17 protein-coding genes are annotated in these 22,884 nt (G+C 39.4%); 11 read left to right on the forward strand and 6 right to left on the reverse strand.

The window, feature by feature from the left end:
* The first annotated feature begins 58 nt into the window (after positions 1 to 58).
* The 8 genes from hutH (at position 59) to GJ691_RS04750 (ending at position 10,130) form a co-directional block, all read left to right on the forward strand.
* A complete protein-coding gene (gene hutH, locus GJ691_RS04715) occupies positions 59 to 1,639 on the forward strand; it encodes a histidine ammonia-lyase (RefSeq protein WP_154364268.1) in 1,581 nt (526 codons plus the stop codon).
* 60 nt (positions 1,640 to 1,699) lie between these two features.
* The gene (gene hutI / locus GJ691_RS04720; protein ID WP_154364270.1) at positions 1,700 to 2,947 is read left to right on the forward strand and encodes an imidazolonepropionase; all 1,248 of its coding nucleotides are present in this window, start codon (positions 1,700 to 1,702) and stop codon (positions 2,945 to 2,947) included.
* Positions 2,948 to 2,952: 5 nt separating this feature from the next.
* Positions 2,953 to 4,977, forward strand: coding sequence for a urocanate hydratase (locus GJ691_RS04725; RefSeq protein ID WP_154364271.1), 2,025 nt, complete (start codon positions 2,953 to 2,955; stop codon positions 4,975 to 4,977).
* 2 nt (positions 4,978 to 4,979) lie between these two features.
* Positions 4,980 to 5,930 carry a formimidoylglutamase gene (gene hutG / locus GJ691_RS04730; RefSeq protein WP_154364272.1) on the forward strand — a complete coding sequence of 317 codons (951 nt, stop codon included), beginning with the start codon at positions 4,980 to 4,982 and terminating at the stop codon, positions 5,928 to 5,930.
* A 132-nt stretch (positions 5,931 to 6,062) separates the two neighbouring features.
* Entirely contained in the window at positions 6,063 to 6,479 is a 417-nt protein-coding gene (locus GJ691_RS04735) for a hypothetical protein (protein WP_154364273.1), read from the forward strand.
* 17 nt (positions 6,480 to 6,496) lie between these two features.
* Positions 6,497 to 7,039 carry a hypothetical protein gene (locus GJ691_RS04740; RefSeq protein WP_246200115.1) on the forward strand — a complete coding sequence of 181 codons (543 nt, stop codon included), beginning with the start codon at positions 6,497 to 6,499 and terminating at the stop codon, positions 7,037 to 7,039.
* Positions 7,040 to 7,399: 360 nt separating this feature from the next.
* Positions 7,400 to 9,352 carry a YgiQ family radical SAM protein gene (locus GJ691_RS04745; protein WP_154364274.1) on the forward strand — a complete coding sequence of 651 codons (1,953 nt, stop codon included), beginning with the start codon at positions 7,400 to 7,402 and terminating at the stop codon, positions 9,350 to 9,352.
* Between the two features lie 109 nt (positions 9,353 to 9,461).
* Positions 9,462 to 10,130, forward strand: coding sequence for an RluA family pseudouridine synthase (locus tag GJ691_RS04750; RefSeq protein ID WP_154364275.1), 669 nt, complete (start codon positions 9,462 to 9,464; stop codon positions 10,128 to 10,130).
* Positions 10,131 to 10,876: 746 nt separating this feature from the next.
* Here the strand turns inward: GJ691_RS04750 and GJ691_RS04755 are convergent.
* From GJ691_RS04755 to GJ691_RS04770, 4 genes are all read right to left on the reverse strand, one after another.
* Positions 10,877 to 12,292 (reverse strand): alkaline phosphatase, encoded by a 1,416-nt coding sequence (locus tag GJ691_RS04755; RefSeq protein ID WP_154364276.1) that lies wholly within the window; start codon positions 12,290 to 12,292, stop codon positions 10,877 to 10,879.
* A gap of 513 nt (positions 12,293 to 12,805) precedes the next feature.
* Entirely contained in the window at positions 12,806 to 14,878 is a 2,073-nt protein-coding gene (locus tag GJ691_RS04760) for a hypothetical protein (protein ID WP_154364277.1), read from the reverse strand.
* A 338-nt stretch (positions 14,879 to 15,216) separates the two neighbouring features.
* Complete coding sequence (locus GJ691_RS04765; protein ID WP_154364278.1) at positions 15,217 to 16,374, reverse strand: homogentisate 1,2-dioxygenase; 1,158 nt, start codon at positions 16,372 to 16,374, stop codon at positions 15,217 to 15,219.
* Positions 16,375 to 16,650: 276 nt separating this feature from the next.
* On the reverse strand, positions 16,651 to 17,928 hold the full coding sequence (locus GJ691_RS04770; protein ID WP_154364279.1) for an NAD(P)/FAD-dependent oxidoreductase: 1,278 nt from the start codon (positions 17,926 to 17,928) through the stop codon (positions 16,651 to 16,653).
* 194 nt (positions 17,929 to 18,122) lie between these two features.
* On the opposite strand from GJ691_RS04770, the gene GJ691_RS04775 reads away from it, so the two are divergent.
* On the forward strand, positions 18,123 to 18,347 hold the full coding sequence (locus GJ691_RS04775) for a hypothetical protein (RefSeq protein ID WP_154364280.1): 225 nt from the start codon (positions 18,123 to 18,125) through the stop codon (positions 18,345 to 18,347).
* Here GJ691_RS04775 and GJ691_RS04780 read toward each other — a convergent pair.
* Together GJ691_RS04780 and GJ691_RS04785 are read right to left on the reverse strand one after the other, a co-directional pair.
* On the reverse strand, positions 18,344 to 19,243 hold the full coding sequence (locus GJ691_RS04780) for a universal stress protein (RefSeq protein WP_154364294.1): 900 nt from the start codon (positions 19,241 to 19,243) through the stop codon (positions 18,344 to 18,346). The genes GJ691_RS04775 and GJ691_RS04780 overlap by 4 nt on opposite strands.
* A 149-nt stretch (positions 19,244 to 19,392) precedes the next feature.
* Positions 19,393 to 20,094, reverse strand: a complete 702-nt coding sequence (locus GJ691_RS04785; RefSeq protein WP_154364296.1) for a Crp/Fnr family transcriptional regulator — start codon at positions 20,092 to 20,094, stop codon at positions 19,393 to 19,395.
* A 116-nt stretch (positions 20,095 to 20,210) separates the two neighbouring features.
* Here GJ691_RS04785 and GJ691_RS04790 point away from each other — a divergent pair, with 116 nt between their 5' ends.
* Together GJ691_RS04790 and ccoS are read left to right on the forward strand one after the other, a co-directional pair.
* Positions 20,211 to 22,586, forward strand: coding sequence for a heavy metal translocating P-type ATPase (locus GJ691_RS04790; RefSeq protein ID WP_154364298.1), 2,376 nt, complete (start codon positions 20,211 to 20,213; stop codon positions 22,584 to 22,586).
* Positions 22,587 to 22,659: 73 nt separating this feature from the next.
* Positions 22,660 to 22,884 (forward strand): cbb3-type cytochrome oxidase assembly protein CcoS, encoded by a 225-nt coding sequence (gene ccoS, locus GJ691_RS04795; protein ID WP_154364300.1) that lies wholly within the window; start codon positions 22,660 to 22,662, stop codon positions 22,882 to 22,884.

Below are 22,884 nucleotides of genomic sequence, written 5' to 3' on the forward strand. Positions count from 1 at the left end.
TTTTGGTATTGGCAATTATCAAACTTAATCAATAAATTTATAGTATAAAACTATACCAATGGTTTCATTACCAAAATCGTTCGCCTTAGGGGAAGATTGGCTAACGGCCAGTGCGGCTATTGCCATTGCAAATGGCGATTTGCAATTGACCCTATCCAAAAAAACACGTACAAAGGTTTCTGAAAGTTGGGAAATCGTCCGGAACATTGTTGAAAAAGGCCAACCGGTCTATGGCATAAATACGGGTTTCGGACCACTTTGTACTACCAAGATATCGAAAGCGGAAACGAAAATCCTCCAAAACAACATATTGCAAAGCCATAGTGTGGGCGTGGGTGAACCTATTGACAAGGAAATTGCAAAACTTATGCTCATTTTAAAGGCACATTCCCTTGCTAAAGGTTTTTCAGGAATTTCAGAGACCACGTTAGAGCGCATTATCTGGCATATTGAGCATAATGCCATTCCCTTAGTACCTTCCCAAGGTTCTGTAGGTGCTTCCGGGGATTTGGCTCCACTTTCCCATTTATTCCTTCCTTTAATTGGCTTGGGAAGATTGGAATACAAAGGTGAAATACTTACTACTGATGAACTCTTCGAGAAAACAGATTTGCAGCCCTTGGAATTAGGGCCAAAAGAAGGACTTGCCCTAATCAATGGCACCCAATTTATAGCGGCACATGCCATTAAGGTAGTTGAAAAAATGCACAGCTGCCTATCACAGGCAGATATCATCGGTGCTATGATGATTGAAGGACTACAAGGTTCCATAAAACCTTTCTACAATGAACTACATGCCTTAAGACCCTATAAAGGCAATGTGCACGTAGCGAAGAGAATAAAACGCTTATTAAAAGGCTCTGAAATCATGGAGGCCCATGCTTTTTGTGAACGGGTTCAAGATCCTTATTCTTTACGTTGCATTCCCCAAGTACACGGAGCTTCCCGAAATGCTTGGTTGCATCTGAAGGAATTATTGGAGATTGAATTGAATTCGGTTACCGATAATCCCATAATCATTGACGACGAGCTCACCATTAGTGGTGGAAGTTTTCACGGTCAGCCTTTGGCCATGGCCTTGGATTATGCCTGTCTCGCTGCCTCGGAAATAGGGAACATCTCAGACCGAAGAATCTACCTTGCTTTGGAAGGCAATAGTCCCGGGGTGCCTAAATTACTGATGCAGGATACCGGGATCAATTCCGGTTATATGATCCTGCAATATACAACTGCAGCATTGGCCAGTGAAAACAAGGGTTTATGTTATCCTTCAAGTGCGGACAGCATTCCTACTTCGTTGGGACAAGAAGACCATGTGAGCATGGGTTCGATCAGCGGACGAAAAGCCTTGCAAGTACTTGAAAATGTTGAGAAGATCTTAGCCATTGAACTTTTGACCGCAGCACAGGCCTTTGAGTTCAGGAAACCCTTAAAATCGGGTATTTTATTGGATGAAGTTCATAAGGCAGTTCGCGAAAAAGTACCTTTTGCAGCTAAGGACAGGGTATTTGCCGATGACATAGCGATTGGCATAGAAATGATAAAGGACAAGACCATCATCAAAACCATCGAGAAAACGAAAAAGGAGAAAAAGATTTCATTCAAGACTCCGTTTTCCAATGAATTTGAAGTATTTTAAATGTTGCTTTCTATAATTCCCGCTTTAGCGGAAAAGTATTTTACATCAAAACCCAAAAACATGAAACTCATAGGCCCATTTAAACAAATAATCCCGATGACAGGGCTCCCCACAAAAGGGGCTATCACCGACAATCAATTGGAAATTGTGGCAGATGGCGGTATTCTTGTTGAAGGGGACCGCATTAAAACAATCGGAAAATTCGACGATTTAGTTAAAGTAACATCACTGAATGATACCGAGATACACGAACTTAAAGGAGACCATACCTGCCTTCCTGGATTCATAGATGCGCATACCCATATCTGTTTTTCGGGATCCAGGGCCAATGATTATGCCATGCGGAATTCCGGCAAAACGTATATGGAAATCTCCAAAGCCGGTGGTGGCATTTGGGACACGGTTACCCAAACCCGAAAAGCATCGCAAGAAACCTTGACGAAGGGCATCGTTAAAAGAGCCAAAAGACATTTGGCAAATGGGGTGACCACCATTGAGGTCAAAAGTGGTTATGGACTATCCGTGGCCGAAGAACTTAAAATGCTCTACGCCATCAAAGATGCCGATGAACTGCTTCCTGTTGATTTGGTCTCGACCTGTTTGGCGGCACATATGGTCCCAAGGGATTTTGAAGGGAGTCCTGCTGAATATCTAGAACAAATCACACGTGAATTACTCCCTACACTTAAAGCCGAAAAACTTACAAATAGAATCGATGCTTTTATAGAAGAGGGCGCATTTTATCCCTTACTTATTGAACCCTATTTCAACAAGGCAAAGGAACTTGGTTTCGACATTACCGTACACGCCGACCAATTCTCTACCGGCGGCAGTGAAGTCGCCATTAGATACAATGCCATAAGCGCGGATCATTTAGAAGCCAGTACGGATATAGAAATAAAGCTTTTGGCAAAGAGCAATGTTATCGCAACAGCACTCCCTGGGGCTTCAATCGGATTGGGTTGTAATTTCACCCCAGCACGTAAAATCCTGGATGCCGGTGGTGCTTTGGCCATAGCAAGTGATCACAATCCGGGTTCTGCCCCAATGGGCGATTTATTGACCCAAGCCGCCATTTTGGGCACATTTCAAAAATTGAGTAACGCTGAAGTTTTGGCGGGTATTACAACTCGGGCTGCTGCAGCTCTGAACTTAACGGATAGAGGACGATTATCATCGGGATGTTTGGCCGACCTCAGCATTTTCCACACTGCTGATTATAAAGAGATTTTATACAATCAAGGAAACTTTAAACCATGCATGGTATGGAAAAAAGGAGCGTTGGCCTATAATAAACATAAGCACTGATCAACATGCAATCAAATAGCTTTTCCACAGATTTCAAATCGCAAATACTGCAAGGTATTCCTTCTGAATTACCTTTGAAAAGGGAACGGAGTTCCACAATCAGTCACGCCCCAAAACGCAAGGACATCCTTTCTATTGAGGAAAAAAAATTGGCTATCGAGAATGCGCTCCGGTATTTCCCCAAAACCTGGCACGCCGAATTGGCCAAGGAGTTTGCCAGTGAATTGAGCATGTACGGCAGAATATATATGTATCGTTTTATTCCGGAATATGAAATGTTCGCAAGGGCCATTTCCGAGTATCCTGCCCAAACCCCTCAAGCAGCCGCCATCATGTTAATGATCCAGAACAATCTGGATCCCGCTGTAGCACAACATCCCGAAGAACTAATTACCTACGGTGGTAATGGCTCCGTGTTCCAGAATTGGGCACAATACCTGTTGGCTATGCAGTATTTGGCTTCGATGACCGAAGAACAGACTTTGCACATCTATTCGGGGCACCCCATGGGCCTTTTTCCCTCATCAAAAGATGCACCAAGGGTCGTCGTAACCAATGGCATGATGATCCCTAACTACTCCAAACCCGACGACTGGGAAAAATACAATGCGCTCGGTGTAACCCAATACGGACAAATGACGGCCGGTTCCTATATGTACATCGGCCCTCAGGGCATTGTCCATGGCACGGCAATTACGGTCATGAACGCCTTTAGAAAAGTATTGAAGAAGAACGAATCTCCCAAAGGAAAAATCTTCTTAACAGCCGGATTAGGGGGAATGAGCGGTGCACAACCAAAAGCAGGAAACATTGCCGGATGCATCACCATTTGTGCAGAAGTGAATCCTGCCGCGGCAAAAAAACGACATAAGCAGGGTTGGGTCGATGAGTTGATTGATGATATGAACCAGTTGGTGGCCAGGACCCTTAAGGCCATTGAGAACAATGAAGTAGTTTCTTTGGCATTTATCGGTAACGTGGTAGATGTTTGGGAGAAATTTGACAGTGAGAATATCTTCGTGCATTTGGGGTCGGACCAAACGTCTTTGCACAACCCTTGGTCGGGCGGATATTATCCTGTCGGAATGACTTTTGAAGCATCCAACGATATGATGGCGAATAACCCTGGCGCCTTTAAGGCACAAGTACAAAAATCATTACGAAGACAGGTTACTGCAATCAATAAACACGCCGCTAAAGGAACCTATTTTTTTGATTACGGCAATGCCTTCTTGTTGGAAGCCTCCCGTGCAGGAGCGGATATTATGGCCGAAAACAACATCGATTTCAGATACCCCTCCTATGTTCAGGATATTTTGGGGCCACTTTGTTTCGACTATGGTTTTGGTCCCTTTCGATGGGTCTGTACCTCAGGAAAGCCTGAAGACCTTCAAAAGACCGATACTATCGCCTTGAATGTCATGAAAGGGATAAAAGAAGCTGCTCCGGAAGAAATTCAACAACAACTACAGGACAACATTACTTGGATCCAAGAAGCCGAGCAGAACAAATTGGTGGTTGGATCCCAAGCACGTATTTTATATGCGGATGCCGAAGGCAGGGCAAAAATCGCGGAAGCCTTTAACAAAGCGATTAAGAATAAGGTGATTACCGCTCCCATAGTTTTGGGGCGGGACCATCATGATGTTAGTGGTACGGATTCCCCTTTTAGGGAAACCAGTAATATTTATGATGGTAGTAAATTCACGGCAGATATGGCCATACACAATGTAATCGGGGACAGTTTTAGAGGTGCCACCTGGGTTTCTATCCACAATGGTGGTGGTGTTGGCTGGGGCGAGGTAATCAATGGCGGATTCGGAATGGTCTTGGACGGGTCAGATGATGCCTCCAAACGTTTAAAGAACATGTTGTTCTATGATGTGAACAACGGAATTTCGAGGAGAAGTTGGGCCAGAAACGAAGAAGCCCTATTTGCTATAAAAAGGGAAATGGACCGCACCCCAGAACTTAAGGTCACGCTACCTAATTTAGTGGAAGAAAGAATGTTGGATAATTTATTCGATTGATTATGGCTATTTACAAAAAAGCAAATCCCAAAATCTGGTCGGGCAGAACCTCTGACCAACGACTTTATATGCATGAAAAGATAAAATGCGGCCCTATTGAGTCTATTTCACCGCATTCCATTGCCCTATTGGGTTATGAATGTGATGAGGGCGTAAAACGCAACCAAGGTAGGGTCGGGGCTGTTGACGGTCCGAATGCCATCAGAGCACAACTAGGAAAAATGCCCAATCATCTGGATTCAAAAACAGAGGTTTACGACTGTGGTACTATCCAATGTATCAAAGGGGATATGGAAGTTACCCAAAACAAATTGTCCCAAATGGTGAGTAAATCGCTTACCAAAAACGCCCTCCCGATAATCTTGGGTGGCGGACATGATATCGCATACGGACATTACAATGGTTTGGCCGATCATATCGGAAAAAGGAAAACTATCGGCATTATTAATTTTGATGCCCATTTTGATTTACGATCAGTTGAAAACGGCCCTAATTCAGGAACTCCTTTTTACCAAATCGCGCAGGATTGCAATGCCAACGGAACTCCCTTCAAATATCTGTGTTTGGGCATACGCCCGGATTCCAATGATAAAAACCTATTTGAAACCGCCATAGACTTAGAGGTTGAATTCTTAAGGAATACCGAATTCAATATACAGAAGTTGAAAACCGTATCAAGGGTCATTAAAAAATTTATTAGTGGAGTAAACCATGTGTACGTGACCATTGATTTAGACGGATTTTCTTCCGCCTATGCCCCTGGGGTAAGTGCGGCATCACCCATGGGTTTTTCGCCTGATATCGTGTTACGATCTTTAGGGACGATCATCAAATCCAAGAAATTACTGGGAATGGATATTGCCGAGATGAACCCAACCTATGACATTGACGATCAAACGGCGAAACTTGCAGCATCATTGATACATTTTGTGATACACAGAATTTCGGAATGACCCTATAAAAATATACTTTAGTCCAAATAATGCAGCTATGGGCATTTTCTATATATCTCATTTAAACTTAAATACTTATTTTTAATATGGACAAGTGGCAATAAACCTAATTTCCCGTTAAACCATATCACTTTGAAAACTAGGACCAAACTTAAAATAATCGGATTTCTACTAGTTCTTACCTCAAGTATTTCCTGCTCGGAATCTGACCAGCCTATAGGAAAATGGGATGACAATATTAAACTCTCACAAAAAGAAGTCCAACTCTGTGTTGACAATGATTCCATCGTTATCATAACGGAAGGATCCTGGTGGTGGATTGATGGCATCTACTTGAACGGCTCTTCAAGTTTCGACAGAAATGAAATCGACACTACTGCCGAGAATTTTATCATAGACGAAATCGAATATAGAATCGAAAGGAAAAATGCAACCGAAATATATATCGAAATGGCCAAAAACGAAACAGGTATCGAAAGGAAACTTATGATCGCATTACAAGCCGGAAATTATTTCGATAGCATAACAGTCTCACAATCTAGTAATTGATGATGTCAGTGAAAAACATGTTTTTTATACTTTTTGCCTTCTGCCTACTTACAGGGTGTAAGGAAAAGGCATTATCCCATCGTGAATCTGTATATAAATACTATAACGCCAGGAACACAGGTAACTATAAGGAACTAAAAACACTTATACACGATAGTATAACACTCATTTCAGGAGATTATGTTATGCCTTATAACCTTGATAGTTTTTATGGACAATTTAAATGGGACTCCATTTTCAGATCGTCTTATGAAGTAATCGATATAGAGGAAAACGACAATCAGATTATCGTTACCATAGCCCAGAATAATATGCGTAATACGTTTTTAAAAAATAACCCTTTGGTGTACCTTCAAAAAATCTCTTTTACTTCAGGGAAAATCTCAAAAATTGAAGAATTGGAATCCATAGGTGCCAATTGGAACATCTGGAACAAGGAGAAAGATGCTTTAGTGGATTGGATTAAAAACAACCATCCCGAACTCGATGGTTTCAGTAATGATATGACCATGAACGGAGCGATAAATTATCTAAAGGCGATTAGGTTATATAGAAACTGATAAAAACACCCATGATTAAGCAAAAGTAAACCCAGACTCATTGCTTCAATAGACAGTTTACATTAGCACTATCATAGCTAAGCCTTAGCCATCCATAATTCAATAAAAAAAGAAGAGCTCCGAAAACTTGGAATCCAAATTGAAAACCATCTAAACGGGTACAGGAATTCTAATCGGAATAATAATTTTATGGTTTGCAGCAACTATTTACGTCTTTATTTCTAAAGAAGGAAAAACAATCTTTATTGCACTTAAGGAATTTTCAAAAGTTTCTTTAAGGCTTCAATCTAGCTTATCTGTTGCCTTCAAAGACCTTATTGTTCAGTTGCAAAAATAATTTAACCATATATTTGCAGATATATGCAAATCAATAAACTTTCAGATTGGCTGCCGACAACGAACAAAGAAGTTAAAATTCGAGGTTGGGAAGAATTGGATGTGATTCTATTTAGCGGGGACGCTTATGTAGATCATCCTTCCTTTGGACCTGCAGTTATTGGTCGTATTTTAGAAAGTTATGGATTAAAAGTGGCCATTGTTCCGCAACCCAATGTTAACGATGATCTTCAGGATTTTACAAAATTAGGAACGCCAAAATTATTTTTCGGTGTTACCGGTGGCTGTATGGACCCCATGGTGAGTAATTATACGGCGAGTAAAAAACGCAGGGATAAAGATGCCTATACACCAAATGGCGATAAAGGATTTAGACCGGATTACGCCACAACGGTGTATACAAATATTTTAAAGGATAAATTTCCAGATGTCCCGGTTTTAATAGGGGGTATAGAAGCTTCACTGCGTCGTGTAACACATTACGATTATTGGAGTGACAAACTAATGCCAAGTATCCTAGAAACCTCAAGAGCAGATCTATTGGTTTATGGTATGGGGGAACAACCTTTGAGGGAGGTTGTTAAACTACTTCAAAAGGGGGTGCCTTTTTCAAGCTTAAAAACCGTAAAACAAACCGCTTTTTTAGTACGTAAGGATGAGACCATTCCGAAGAACAAAAACTGGGACGATGTTGAGATACATTCGCATGATGTTTGCTTGGAGAATAAGAAAAAGTTCGCCTCCAATTTTAAAATCATTGAGCAAGAATCCAATAAACTAAAAGCAAGACGGATTTTTCAAGGGATAAAAGACAGAACATTGGTGATAAACCCCCCATTTCCTACGATGTTGGAAAAGGAAATTGATGCATCTTTCGATTTGCCCTACACCCGATTACCTCATCCAAAATACAATAAACGCGGCCCGATTCCTGCGTTTGAAATGATCAAGTTTTCCATAAACATCCATCGTGGTTGTTTTGGAGGATGTAGTTTTTGTACAATTTCGGCACATCAAGGAAAATTTATCGCAAGTCGTAGTGAAGAATCTGTATTAAGGGAAGTTGATAAAGTGGCCAACATGCCAGATTTCAAAGGCTATCTATCAGATATTGGAGGTCCTTCAGCCAATATGTACAAGATGAAAGGGAAGATACAATCCATATGCGACAAATGTGTTGCACCTTCTTGTATTTCGCCTGTAATATGTAGCAACTTGGATACGTCGCATAAACCATTGACCAAACTATACCAAGCAGTAGACAAGCACCCGAAGGTAAAAAAATCATTTATCGGCAGTGGCATTCGCCATGATATGTTGGTGCCGGAATTCAATAAGAATGCCGACCCTAAAGAATTAGATGATTACACGGAAGAGGTGATGACCAAACATATTTCCGGGCGTTTAAAAGTAGCTCCAGAACACACCTCCGATCCTGTTTTGAAATTGATGCGCAAACCATCTTTCGAATATTTTCACAAGTTCAAAGAGCGTTTTGATAAAATCAACGTAAAGAAGAACCTGAAGCTTCAGTTGATTCCATATTTTATTTCGAACCATCCTGCTTGCGAAGTGGAAGATATGGCGAATCTAGCGGCTGAAACTAAGGATATGGGGTTTCAGTTAGAGCAAGTACAAGGCTTCACTCCCACCCCTATGACCGTTGCAACGGTTATTTACTATAGTGGTTACCATCCCTATACTTTAAAGCCTACAAAAACACCAAAATCCAAAAAAGAAAAAGACGAACAGCATCGTTTCTTCTTTTGGTATAAAAAAAGTAATAAAGATTGGATTCGAAACACCTTGAATAAATTGGGCAGAAAAGACCTGGTCGATGTTTTAGTGCCTGAAAAAGAAAATAAGTCATGGAAAAGCATTAAGCCTACCAGCGTTAAAAACACTTTTGATAATGCTATTCCCGCAATTCATTCCCGTCGAAAAAGAAAACACAAATCGAAAAAGAAGAGAAGCTAATGTGTAGACCAATCTTAATTTCAAGTAATCAAAACCTCACCAACCCGATCTCACCTTAAAGTCTTGAATGTAATTACACTATTTTGAAATTTGAAAAGGGAAATTGCAAATGCCACAGCTTGAAGTCATACATGAAAACAACGATTATATTGTCGTAAACAAAGCTGCCGGTCTTATAAGTGAAAAAAGTCCTTACGAAACCGTTACGGTTGAGACCCAAGTTTTCAATCACCTTCTAAAACAAAAGCGGAAACCTTATATCGGCATAATACATAGATTGGATCGCGTAACAAGTGGCGTATTGATTCTGGCAAAGAAAAAAAGCATCCTGGTAGATTTCAACAACCTTTTCAGTAGCCGTAAAGTCCAAAAAACTTATTTAGCGATTGTTAAAAACAAGCCAGCAAAAAACAAGGGGAACCTTGTGGACTTTCTTGTAAAAAACACCAAAGAAAAAAGAGCGAAAATCGTGCGAACAAAATCAAAAGACTCCTTAAGCTGTATGCTTTCCTATCAAGTAATGGGCAAAAATGATTTTGGTTATCTTTTAGAAATAAAACCAAAAACCGGTCGATTCCATCAAATAAGGGCCCAATTAGCGAATATTGGTCTGCCTATCATCGGAGATGCAAAATATGGTTCAGATCAAGAATACTTACCCTTATCTATTTGTCTTCATGCATGGAAATTAACTTATGAAGTCTCTGGCTCCAAAGAATCCCATACCTTCGAAGCTCAAGTACCCAAAAACGTTTTTTGGGCATTTAAATGCATCTAAGCTAATCGGCTATTTTTAATAAGCTCTATTGCCCGGATGAACTCTATTCAAAGGTAAAGCCTTCCTTATTTTTATTTCAACCCTTAAATCAAAATCATTATCTTTATTAAGATGTGAAAAAGTACAACGATCATCAACTTGGTCTGTTAACAAACACATCATAAATATTGAGACCCATTGGGACTTCGGATTAGGAGTATGAACAGTAAAAAATGTGATGGATGGAAAATTTCGGGTTCATTATAGCCATATTGGTTTTTATAACTACTAATTTTCTGATTTGGAAAACTACTCGTGGCTACTTCAAAAAAGAATATGGAAAGAAGATGTGGAAAAATTGGACCGCAAGAACCTATTATTGGCAAGGCGCGATTTATCTCAGTACCGGTATTACCTTTGTACTCCTATTAGTTTTAAAATGGTTGGATGTCCTTACTTTTTAACCATATAACAAGCACCTAATATAACATTCCCTTGAAAAAACCAGAACGTAATTTTCCAATCACTATCCAAGGTTTTTATTTAAATAATAAATCGGAATTTATCGTATTTGGAATTCCTTTTTAATCCACCCTCTTTTCTGTTTTGACCCCGTCCTTTTCTTTCTGACCATTAAGAACATCAAAACAGCGACAATTCTATCAATAGAAGGAACATACTACCCATATTAAAAGAAGTAGTTACGATCAATGATATAAAGTGACTTATTATCAGCAAAAACCCTTCTTTGATTAATAAGACCCATATCAGAAGTTGTTCTCTACTTCAGCAGCCTCTAACATTAAATAATGCAAGTCCGTATTCTTAATAAATGGTTTCAATAAATCACTTCCGGGACCGAACATTGCAAGCTCTACATAATCGGCAGAATGGTTCATACTGATCCAACCAACGGAATTGTGTTGTTTTTGAATTTGCGCCAATTCATGAAATGGCAGTTGCTTGGGGTTATATAATCCTTTTTCAGTATTAATGCTGTTGTAATAGCTTAAAAGAACATTGGCTTCTTCAGTCGTTAGGGCAATGTTATTGGCGTATTCAATTCTTTGTTTTATCTGGGATACCGAGGTCTCCTTTCCAAAGCCATTTAAAATCCACTCATTAGTGTGTTTATATTCCTGTATACTGTCAAATTGCTTGTTGGCCTTTTTACCATAGATAACACCAGGATTTGCATTTCCGTGGTCGGTTGTAATTATAACCAGTGTATTCTCATCTTTTTCAGCAAAATCTATCGCCACCTTCACGGCTTCGTCATGTGCAGTTTGGTCATATATTAGACCAGCAATATCATTACCGTGTGCCGCCCAATCCACTTTACCTGCCTCTACCTGAAGTACAAAACCTTCTTCATGGTTTTTCATGCGGTCAATGGCTTTTTGGGTCATTTCGGCCAAAGTCGGAATTTTTTCAGTCAATTCCTTATTATTATTTCTATCAATGGTATAGGGAAGTCCATCATTATTAAAAACACCTAAAATCGGTTTGTCTAAGGTTGCTTTCAACATCTCGCTCCTATTTTTGACCACCTGATAGCCTTGTGCCTCAAATTTTTGGTACATATCTACCTTATCCTTTCGATACTCTGAAGAAAAATAATTATTTCCCCCACCCATCATAATGTCGAATTTCAGCCTTAAATACTTTTCGGCAATTCCCTCTTGATCGTTCCTGCTTTTGCTGTTTACACAAAATCCGGCAGGTGTTGCATGGGTAATAGGTACGGTGGTAACGCAACCTGCCATTTTACCGGCCTTTTTGAATTTTTGCCAAATTGGAACGTAAGCTTCGCCTTTGGTGCCGATATTGAGTCCACCATTGTTTATCCTGAAACCACTTCCCCAAGAAGAACTGGCAGCGGCTGAATCGGTTACGATGGAACTTGCGGAAGCCATATCCATCAAGGCCCGGTTAACCCTGTTATCTTTATATAATTGAAGCCAATTACTTCCCTTTCCCGTTTTTCTTGAAAGGTATAAATCGGCCATGTTCAAAGTTCCGTTACTCATACCGTCACTCACCAAAACAATTATATTCTTTGCTTTTTTGTTCCTGTTTATAGTATCAGGATCCAAGGTCGTTGCCTTTAGATCAAAAGGACTAAGTAAGGAGGAGCCAAGTGCAAAAAGAGATCCGTTCCTGAAAAATTTTCTTCTATTCATAATGTACTATTTTATGTAATAATAGTTTTGAATGCACCTCATTTAAAAAGAACCGAACGAATAAGCCACCAAAAGATTTGGGCCGCTTACTGAAAGCCCTTTTATTTAATACCGTCAATATGCAAATGAAGTAATACCCAAAACAGGTAGATACAGGAAGGCCGGGACAATTTCAAATCAGAAATATGGCAACAAAAAACAAAGATTTAAAGCCTAATCAATCAGAACGGCGGATCCTTGATTTTTTTTCAAAAAAAATGAAATGCATTGACCATTTTTCCATATTTAATCCAAGAAAACAAACCTTTCCGGTAATCATAAACACAATCAGAACAATCGTGAAAACCCTTAATTCGATTATTGGATTAAAGGTACGAAAACCCAATCGCCCAGGGTGCAAAAGCCCCACTAAAGTTTATAGCAATTTTTAACCGAACAATACCTTAGCTGACCATTCTAGATCTTTACAAAATCAAAACCAAAAGCCGTAAAATGTCCTGGCTTGGCAATTGCTCAACCCAACAATTCGGGACTATTCAGAATCAATTCGATTTTCTTTATAATAACGGTGATTTGGCTCATTTGAGTTTCTATATTCCTAAAATAAAGGCTAATATCCCTATTGACCCAACTTTCGGAAATTACCCTTGCCCCTAGACTGATCCTTAATACGGCACTTTCGATATCATTGCCATATTTTACATTAACCGCTTGTCCTATATGGCATTTTTGACCGGCAAGCCTAATAGTTTCCAAAGAAGAATCTTGAAATTGATCAGATAAATCAGAATTCAACAGGGTATATAGTTTCTTTACTTTATCAACAGATAACACCTCGTTGTCCTTAAGAATGAAAAAGGGGAAAATGGTACGGATATTCCGAATCCCGAATTCTTCACTATTATAACTATTCGTTTTTGCCTCATTCCCATAAATTGGTTCTAAAAAGCTGGCGTCATTTATTGAATCCTCAACGAAATTACAGAACATCTCTACACCCATATTTCGATAAAGGATCGGTGTTCTATAGTATCTGTCCATTTCAACCATGGCAGCATTCCAACGCATATAGGAGCCATAATTATATCCTCCCGGAAGGTCATTGGAACAGAACCACGAAGTTGGCCAATCAGAATGATTATAATATTCGGTTAAACCTTCAGGTAATTTATTCTTAACCGATTGCACTAACTCACCTACACTTTTAGGCAATATCAATGCTCCGGAATAAGGAGGGCCTGTAAAATACTTACTACCCGTAATGGTTACTATATAGCCCTTTTTCAAATAATTTTTAACGTCTTTGGGATCTAACCGAAGCTGTGAACCATCAACGATTATCTGCATGGACAATTTTTTAAGCTTATTCAGTTTTTGGATCAATTCATCACTTGGGGACTGATAACCCAACTTAGATTGATCCATGGTATGCAATACAACATGCCGGCCTAGGTCATTTGTTTTGGAAATGGCATTGAAAACCTCGTCGTCTAATTGTTTGGTCGATTTCAACGCTCCTTTTTCATCCCTGAAAGTGATCTTAATTACATCAACATCCCTAAAGCCTTCGATCTTATCGCCTTTTTTAACCGGATGGTTCAAAGCAGTGGTATTCTCAAAATGGCATCCTTTCAATGCTGCCGGCACACCACTTCCCGTTTCATCGGAAGCAACCAAAACGTGGGTAATATCATTTTGGGAAACAATTTGGGTAATGGCAGCAATCTGCAATGCGGAATCAGTGCCTGATGGCGAGAAAATAATTTCGCACCCATCATATAATTTAAATACTTTCCTAAGATTGTTTTTCAATAATTCGGAAAACTCGATGGTGGTTTTTTCAAACCCATTTCTTAGACTGTTCCTAATAAGTATACTCCTAACCTTGTCCGTTTTATCAAAAGCATAATTTGAAACGCTCGTTGCCGTAGAAGAGGCAAATGTAAACGCTTCTGGTCTTGGAAAGGGTCTACAACCATATTTGTTCAAAAGATCGATTTCGTCTATATTCAACCGAAGGTCTCCCCCATCCATCAATAAATACTCAGTCGGCTTTGCTAAATTTTCGATTATAGGCTTCCAAGAGTCCTTAAATTTATTGTTCGGGTTCTTTAAGCCATGAAAAGCCTGTAATGCTTCGTTCTTTAATATTTCTTCAGCATCATAACCTTGTTCACTTTTTATAAGATCGATTAAAAAATAATCAAGGGATTTTAGTTTTTCCTTGTCATCTTTTGGTAATAGCCTATAGAATATCTTAGTAACCTCCAACGCAGCCACATCACACAAAACAGTATCCTGTTTTTCCCCACTTAAGGCCTTGTACCAAAGTTGCCACTCTATACCATATCGTAAATAAACCAATGCAAGAACTGGCTTTTCCAAAAACAAGGAACCAATGACAATAGACTTATTGGGTACGATCTTAAATACATTTGGCTCACGGGTAGAGGTAATGATATTAATATTATTTATTTTGGGTACCGTATTGAATCTTTTTAAAACGCGAACCAGATAATTCACATTCTCTTTTTCAAATAAACTTGTCCGGTTATATTGATTTTCAATAAGTATATTATTCGTCATTGGTGTTTTAATTTAAACCGTTCATCTGAACGAAATTCTAGAAAGGGAATGTATCCCTACAGCTTTTACAACTATAAATTTTATGCAACTTACTTTACAGTGCAACATTAAATATTCACAAAAAAATTTCACTCGAAAAATAAATGCAAAACCAAAATGACAAAGATAATTGGTTTTTAAACAATTCTTACCTTGTAAAAAGTAAGATTTGAATAAGTTTTAACCAAAATCACAAATAGTCGAAAAAAATAGAATAATTGTACTCGTAAAGCTCCGATAAACCTCAAAATCCCAATGGTTTACTTATTTACCCCAAAAAACAACCGATGGTTTAGACCTTACTCCATCCAGGACCTATAGTACTTTCCATCATCAATATCCAATGCGGCCTGTGTAAGCTGTAAGGGCTTAAAGGTATCTATCATAACAGCCAATTCTTCCGTTTTGGCCTTACCGATACTTGCTTCATAAGTGCCCGGGTGTGGGCCATGGGGAATGCCGGCCGGATGTAACGATATATATCCTTTATCAATATTTTTCCTACTCATAAAGTCCCCATCAACATAGTACAGAACCTCATCAGAATCTATGTTGGAATGATTGTAAGGGGCCGGAATGGCTTTTGGATGATAGTCATACAAACGCGGTACAAAGGAACAGACCACAAAGGCATTTGTTTCAAAAGTCTGATGCACCGGTGGCGGTTGGTGAACCCTTCCTGTAATCGGTTCAAAATTATGGATTGAAAAACCGTATGGGAAATTATAACCATCCCAACCAACAACATCAAAAGGATGGGAAGCATATACAAGCTCATGTAAATGCCCCTGCTTTTTTATTTTCATTACAAACTCACCTTTTTTATCATGGGTCTGTAAATTTTGGGGCAATTTAAAATCGCGTTCACAATATGGTGAGTGCTCTAAATGCTGCCCAAACCAATTTCGATATCTCTTCGGGGTATAAATGGGACTGTACGACTCGGCCACCAATAACCTGTTGTCTTCCGAATCAAATTCCACCTGATAGATCATTCCCCTTGGAATCAGTAGATAATCACCATATTCAAATTTTATCTCACCTAGAAATGTCTTTAAAGTACCGGAACCTTGATGAACGAACAACAGTTCATCCGCATCTGCATTTTTATAAAAATAATCGGTCATCGATTTCTTAGGTGCGGCCAGGGCAACATTCACATCGGAATTGAAAAGTACTATCTTTCTACTTTCCAGGTAATCTTCTTCAGGACTAACTTGGAACCCTTTCAACAATCTCGACTTTATATTATGTGTCACTGCCGCTTTTGGGGAGACATCCTTCGCGGATTTAACTTCTTTGACCATTGTTGGGCGGTACAAATGATAGAGCAGTGACGACATGCCATCGAACCCAATAGTGCCGAAGAGCTGCTCATAATGCAAAGAACCATCGGCCTTTTTAAAAATGGTATGTCGCTTTGGCGGTATTTTTCCCAATTTATGGTATAAAGGCATAGTTACACGATTTAATTGTACCTCTTAAAAATACGATAATAGATCTTGTGAAGAAAATACGATGGCAATTTTTCAAGTATGACACCCAATATACAAAAGGACTTTATTATTCACATTAGGGCATAAAAAAAGCCTCCCAGTATAGGAAAGCCTTTCATTGGTTTATGCCAAAAGGCATTTTCACCATAGCCCCGACCAAAATCGAAGCTCAACACAACATGGCAAATATACAAAGGTTTTTCAAATTCCTCTTACAGAAGCAGACAATTCGATAAGCTATTCTTTTGGCGTAAATGGTCTAACGATCAAACGGGCAGCTTTATCAAAATTAATGTAATTGTACATCCAGTTGAAAAAAACGATTACCCTATTTCGGAAGCCGACCAGTGCCATTAAATGGACGAACATCCAAATATACCAAGCCAAGAACCCACCGAATTTCGCCTTTTTCAAATCCACCACCGCCTTATTCCTACCTACCGTGGCCATTGTACCCTTGTCATAATAGTTAAATGGTTTCATTTTATTGCCCGTAAGAAGGCCCCTAAGGTTTTTGGCCAAAAGTTCTCCTTGTTGAATGGCAGGTTGTGCAACTTGCGGATGTCCTTTGGGATATTCCTTTGTTTGCATCAATGCTATATCACCTATGGCGAAAATATTCGTATACCCTTCAACTTGGTTGAATTCATTTACCTTATACCTATTCACGCGATCGACAAGTGCGTCATTCCCGAATCCTTCGATTGCGGCACCTGTAACCCCTGCGGTCCAAATACAGTTCTTGGTTGCTATGGTTTCTTTGTTGTTCAAGGTTAAGGTTTCACCATCATAATCTTGAACAATGGTATTCAAATGCACATTTACCCCCAACTTTTGTAAAAACCGTAATGCTTTATCAGAAGCTTTAGAGCTCATGGGAGGCAAAACGCGTCCACCGCCTTCATATAAATGAATTTGCATTTCTGCCATGTTCAAATGTCGATAATCCTTAGGAAAAACATTATTCTTAAGTTCGGCAAAAGCCCCAGCAAGCTCCACACCTGTGGGACCGGCCCCTATAATACAAAAATTCAATAACGCCTTACGCTCCTCACTATCGGTGCAATCATCTGCCTTTTCAAAATTCTGGAGCATTAGACTACGAATATTCAGTGCCTGCGGAATATTCTTCATGGGCATGGCATATTTCTCAATATCGGCATTGCCAAAATAATTGGTCTTAGTACCGGTTGCCATAACCAAATAATCATAGGAAAGGCTTCCTTTTGTGGTAAAAACTATCTGCTTCTTTGGATCAACATGGGTTACCGTAGCCCACCTGAAGTAAAAATTTTTCAGCTTTTTCAGCACCTTACGCAAGGGATAGGCAATTGAATCCGGTTCTAAACCACTAGTGGACACTTGATACAACAAAGGTTGGAAAGTGTGGTAGTTCTGTTTATCGATAAGCACCAATTGAACATCGAGATCCTTTAATCGTTTGGCCAATGAAATTCCGGCAAAACCACCTCCGATCACCACTACCCTTTTCTTCTCTGTCTTAGGAATATTCATGCTTTTTTATACAAAATTAAGCATTCCTAATCGAGAATAATACCCGTGGTTAATTCATTTACAAAATCTGTCAGAAATATGAAATTTTATGGATAATATATAAACCTACAACCAAATAAAAGATATAAAAGACCTCTTTTTAGTTTTTCTTAACCCAAACCAAAACCCTTTTTTCGTATTTTGTAAATAAAAACATGAAAAATTCGGCAATGTTCTGGGTGGCCAACACCACCATTACCCTGGTCATCGTAACGATAATGGCCGCTATGAATTTCTCTTTCAATTGGGTTTTTTACGTTACCGTATTGGGCCAATCAATGGTCGTTTATATGGTTTATAAGGTTTTAACGGACAATTACACCACCAAAAAAACATTCAAGGATTTTTATGAGGACCACCCAATAGGTGAATCCAATTAATCCATTACTGCATTTTTTCTGTTCATTGAAGATTTTGCAGGCATGTTCATTCCTAGTTCCGGAATAACCAATAAAGGTATCTGCGTATGGAAAGCCATGCGTTTCACAACCGCTTCGCGCGTCATCTTCTCCATATAACTATGCTGATAGTTAAGCATCGCCAATAAATGGATATCCAGTTCTTTGGTGAATACATCCAATGTTTTGGAAACCGAATTGAGCTCGGAAACCGTATGCACGTAATGCTCAACTTCATTAAGGTACTTTCGTAACATATTAAGATTGAACATCTGAATCTCGGTCAAAGCCTTAATCTCATACTGCACATGGACAATGCGAATGACCGCTTTAAAAGCTTTGGCCAAATCTATTATCGGTTGCAGTTCTGAAAGGGAGTAAAACCTATTGAAATCGGTTGCAAAAGCGATTTCGGTAGGGCTGACATAATCGAAATATTGCGGAATCGCCAAAACCGGGCAATTCTTCACGGATTTTATGATACGAACGGTATTACTACCCATAAACACCTCATCCAAACCAGAAGCTCCTTTGGTTCCCGTTATTATAATATCGATTCCCACGCTTTCAACTATATCCTTTATTTCATCAACCAAAAGGCTAAATGAGGATATGGTTTTATAATTATGCTTTGGATAGTTATAGTGTTTTTTGATCATAGCCACCAATTCTTCCAATCCACGTTCCGAATTATCACGAACGGCACTTTCCTGAACATGCCCTACGTTGGTTGCCATGAATCTGCTACTTACAATAGCAGGTGTATATGTATTGAGCAAATGAAAAACACATTCCTCATCCTTGAACAATTCAATAGCATACTTGGTAGCATTCCAAGCATTCTCTGAAAAGTCAGTGGGCAATAATACATTTCTCATTCCATTCAGTTTTATAATGTGTAAAATTATCTGAAGGCGAGGGCGTAAACTATGATTTATATCAGTTTTTACAAAATGCTGTAAACCCTTAAAAACAAAGGATTTATAATGGAATATTTACTTAATTATTATTGAGGAAAATGAAGAAATCAGAAGCCTTCTATCAAATCTTGGAGCAGTTTCTCGTTCAGAACACCAATTTTTTTACCCGAAGTCCTGATCATTCCTTTTTTCTTAAATTCAGAAATGATCCTTATTGCAGATTCCGTGGCCGTACCTACGACATTGGCAATATCTTCCCTGGAAAGAGTAAGGACCAAGAAGCCTTGATCATCTTCCCCATAATTATTCTTTAAATATAGGAAAGCTTCAGCTATACGCTGTTTTACGGTTTTCTGGGACATATTTACGATTACATCATCGGCTTCTTTAAGGTCATGGGCCATATGACGTAAAATCTCAATGGCATAATCCGGGTTTCTGCTCAAGGTATGTACTATACTGTCCTTTGGTATGAAGCAAACTTCCATATCGCTCACGGCAACTGCACTTAAATTGGTATATTCCTCCGCAATTACAGATCTTTGCCCCATTACCTCACCTTTACTGGCAAGTTTCACGATCTGGTCTTTTCCGTTTGCACTTAATTTTGAAAGTTTGGAAATACCTTCCCTAACGCAGAAGACCCCATCTAGCTTATCCCCTTCTTCGAAAAGGGCTTCACCTTTCTTGACTTTTTTAGTGATTTTTGAGTCCGAAACCTTTTTCAATTCGGCCTTGCTCATGGCACGTAAAGAGTTGAACTGTCTAATAATACAGTTTTCACATCTGTTATGATTTGCCTCCTCCATAAATTACGCTCTTAGGACTTCTTTAAATATCGCATAAAAATATTGAAAAGATGACAATTATCATGTATTATTTCAGGAAAGTTCAGGATATTTGTTATAGGTATAAGCAAAAGTAAATGGATAAGGTACATTGTTATCACTGTGGTGACGATTGTGGCAAGAATCCCGTTGTGTACGATGGGAAGAATTTTTGTTGCAATGGTTGCAAGACCGTTTACGAGATTTTCTCTAGCAACGACCTTTCCCATTATTACGATTTACAATCCTCCGCAGGGGCGACCCCCAATGTTGTAATCAGCAAATATGATTTTCTGGACGACCCCAAGATTATAGACAAGCTGTTGGAATTCAATGAGGACAACCTTCAAATCGTGAATCTTTATATTCCCCATATCCATTGCAGTTCCTGTATTTGGATTTTGGAAAACCTGAACAAGCTGAACCCGGCAATCAGTAGCTCACAAGTAGATTTTCCCAAAAAAACGGTTCGTATTGTTTTTAACCCGGAATCGATAGGGCTTAAAGACTTGGTGGTCTTATTGGCAAGAATAGGTTACGAACCTTACATATCATTGGAAGACTTTGGTAAAGGCAAAAAAAAGGTAGACCGTGGGCTTATCTACAAATTGGGAGTAGCGGGTTTCGCTTTTGGCAACGTTATGTTCTTGTCATTCCCTGAATATTTTGAGGTTCAGGAATTTTGGCTCGACCAATATAAAATCCTGTTCCGATGGTTAATGTTCGCATTTTCCCTTCCGGTAGTGTTTTATGCAGGTCAAGATTACTTGATTTCGGCCTTTAAAGGTCTACGATCCAAAATATTGAATATTGATGTTCCCATTGCCTTGGGAATTTTAGTGTTGTTCCTACGAAGTACGGCAGAGATCATCTTTGACTGGGGATCCGGTTTTTTCGACAGCTTAACGGGGTTGATTTTCTTTCTCTTGTTAGGAAAGTTCTTCCAACAGAAAACATATTCATTTCTATCTTTTGAGCGGGATTATAAATCTTACTTCCCCATTGCAGTTACAAAAATAGGCCAAAACAACAAGGAAGAAACCGTTCAAGTCTATGATATCAAGAAAGGAGACCGGTTACTTATCCGAAACGAAGAACTGATTCCCGTCGACGGTATATTGATCAATGGAAGGGCCCAAATTGATTATAGTTTTGTCACCGGTGAATCCGAACCTGTTTTCAAAGAATCGGGCGACAAGATCTATGCAGGTGGCAAACAATTGGACGGTGCCATAGAAATGGACGTGCTTAAATCAGTTTCTCAAAGTTATCTGACCCAATTATGGAGCAGTACGGTCTTTAGTGAAGACAAGGAAAGCAAGTTCCAAACATTGACCGATAGTATCGGCAAACGTTTTACATGGGCCGTTTTGACCATCGCATTCGTAACTACGGGCTTTTGGCTTTTTTACGACAGCAGTAAGGCCATGAACGTTTTTACAGCGGTACTCATTATAGCCTGCCCCTGCGCCATAGCTTTAGCGGCCCCTTTTACCCTTGGGAATATGCTACGGATATTTGGGCGTAAGAAATTTTACCTGAAAAACACCCAGACCATAGAGCAATTGGCCCAAATCGATACTGCGATTTTCGATAAGACAGGAACGATTACGACTACACAAAAAAGCAGTGCCACCTATGAAGGCATGCAATTGACATTGGCCGAAGAATCCTTATTAAAAAATACATTACGGGCCTCGAACCACCCATTGAGCAGAACATTGTACGACATGTTGGCCGAACATAATATTGTACCATTGGACGACTACCAAGAACACTTGGGAAAAGGAATTGAAGGACAAAAGGATGAAGGCCACATAAAAGTAGGCTCCGCTGATTTTGTAGGGAATGCCACGGACCAAGACATAGAAACAACCTCGGTTCACATAAGCACCAACAACACCTATAAAGGCCGTTTTGTTTTCCACAACCATTATCGCGACGGGGTTTCGGAAGTTTTCAAAGCTATGGGCGAACATCTGCACCTGGCGATATTATCCGGTGACAATGAAGGGGAAAAGGTTAGGCTAGAAAAAATACTGCCTCCGCTTACCCCAATGTATTTTAACCAAAAACCCAAGGACAAGCTCAATTTTATAAAATCACTTCAGGAACAAGGCAAAAAAGTAATGATGGTCGGCGACGGACTCAATGATGCCGGGGCACTGGCGCAAAGTAATGTAGGAATCGCCATTTCTGAAAACGTGAACGTTTTTTCACCCGCATGTGACGGCATACTCGATGCTTCCAAATTCAAGGAACTGAACCAATATATCATCGCATCAAAAAAAGCAATGAAAATCATTAAGCTAAGTTTTCTGTTATCACTTGTTTATAATGTTGTTGGTTTGTATTTTGCAGTAACCGGGCAATTAGAGCCGGTTATTGCGGCAATCCTAATGCCTTTGAGTTCTATTAGCGTGGTTGGTTTCACGACCTTGGCGACAAATTTTTTAGGGAAAAAAGTAAATTAATTTAAAAACCTGACATATATCATGTTTTACCTCATGGCAATTATATATGTTTGGGCCGAATTTCAGGTAAGGTATGAGTGTTATTTATGTGTTATTGGCTATTAGCCTTGTTGTGGCTATAGTCTTTTTCACCATTTTTATTATTTCCGTTCGTAGCGGGCAGTACGATGATTCGTATACGCCATCCGTTCGTATGCTATTTGAAGATGAGATAGTAAAGGATACCTCGTCCGCAAAATCCACAAAAACAGAGAAGAAGAATAAATCAATCCAACTAAAACAAAGTCAAAAACTGTAA

Origin of the sequence: Maribacter luteus (assembly GCF_009674825.1) — a bacterium.
In the GTDB taxonomy this organism is placed as follows: domain Bacteria; phylum Bacteroidota; class Bacteroidia; order Flavobacteriales; family Flavobacteriaceae; genus Maribacter_A; species Maribacter_A luteus.

Excerpts from the sequence above, each read along its gene's own strand:
- GJ691_RS04745 (WP_154364274.1), top strand. The coding sequence starts at position 7,400 with ATGCAAATCAATAAACTTTCAGATTGGCTGCCGACAACGAACAAAGAA.
- GJ691_RS04770 (WP_154364279.1), bottom strand. The coding sequence starts at position 17,928 with ATGAATATTCCTAAGACAGAGAAGAAAAGGGTAGTGGTGATCGGAGGT.
- GJ691_RS04765 (WP_154364278.1), bottom strand. The coding sequence starts at position 16,374 with ATGCCTTTATACCATAAATTGGGAAAAATACCGCCAAAGCGACATACC.
- GJ691_RS04755 (WP_154364276.1), bottom strand. The coding sequence starts at position 12,292 with ATGAATAGAAGAAAATTTTTCAGGAACGGATCTCTTTTTGCACTTGGC.
- GJ691_RS04750 (WP_154364275.1), top strand. The coding sequence starts at position 9,462 with ATGCCACAGCTTGAAGTCATACATGAAAACAACGATTATATTGTCGTA.
- GJ691_RS04775 (WP_154364280.1), top strand. The coding sequence starts at position 18,123 with ATGAAAAATTCGGCAATGTTCTGGGTGGCCAACACCACCATTACCCTG.
- GJ691_RS04780 (WP_154364294.1), bottom strand. The coding sequence starts at position 19,243 with ATGAGAAATGTATTATTGCCCACTGACTTTTCAGAGAATGCTTGGAAT.
- hutI (WP_154364270.1), top strand. The coding sequence starts at position 1,700 with ATGAAACTCATAGGCCCATTTAAACAAATAATCCCGATGACAGGGCTC.
- ccoS (WP_154364300.1), top strand. The coding sequence starts at position 22,660 with ATGAGTGTTATTTATGTGTTATTGGCTATTAGCCTTGTTGTGGCTATA.
- GJ691_RS04790 (WP_154364298.1), top strand. The coding sequence starts at position 20,211 with ATGGATAAGGTACATTGTTATCACTGTGGTGACGATTGTGGCAAGAAT.
- GJ691_RS04740 (WP_246200115.1), top strand. The coding sequence starts at position 6,497 with ATGTTTTTTATACTTTTTGCCTTCTGCCTACTTACAGGGTGTAAGGAA.
- hutG (WP_154364272.1), top strand. The coding sequence starts at position 4,980 with ATGGCTATTTACAAAAAAGCAAATCCCAAAATCTGGTCGGGCAGAACC.
- GJ691_RS04785 (WP_154364296.1), bottom strand. The coding sequence starts at position 20,094 with ATGGAGGAGGCAAATCATAACAGATGTGAAAACTGTATTATTAGACAG.
- GJ691_RS04725 (WP_154364271.1), top strand. The coding sequence starts at position 2,953 with ATGCAATCAAATAGCTTTTCCACAGATTTCAAATCGCAAATACTGCAA.
- hutH (WP_154364268.1), top strand. The coding sequence starts at position 59 with ATGGTTTCATTACCAAAATCGTTCGCCTTAGGGGAAGATTGGCTAACG.
- GJ691_RS04760 (WP_154364277.1), bottom strand. The coding sequence starts at position 14,878 with ATGACGAATAATATACTTATTGAAAATCAATATAACCGGACAAGTTTA.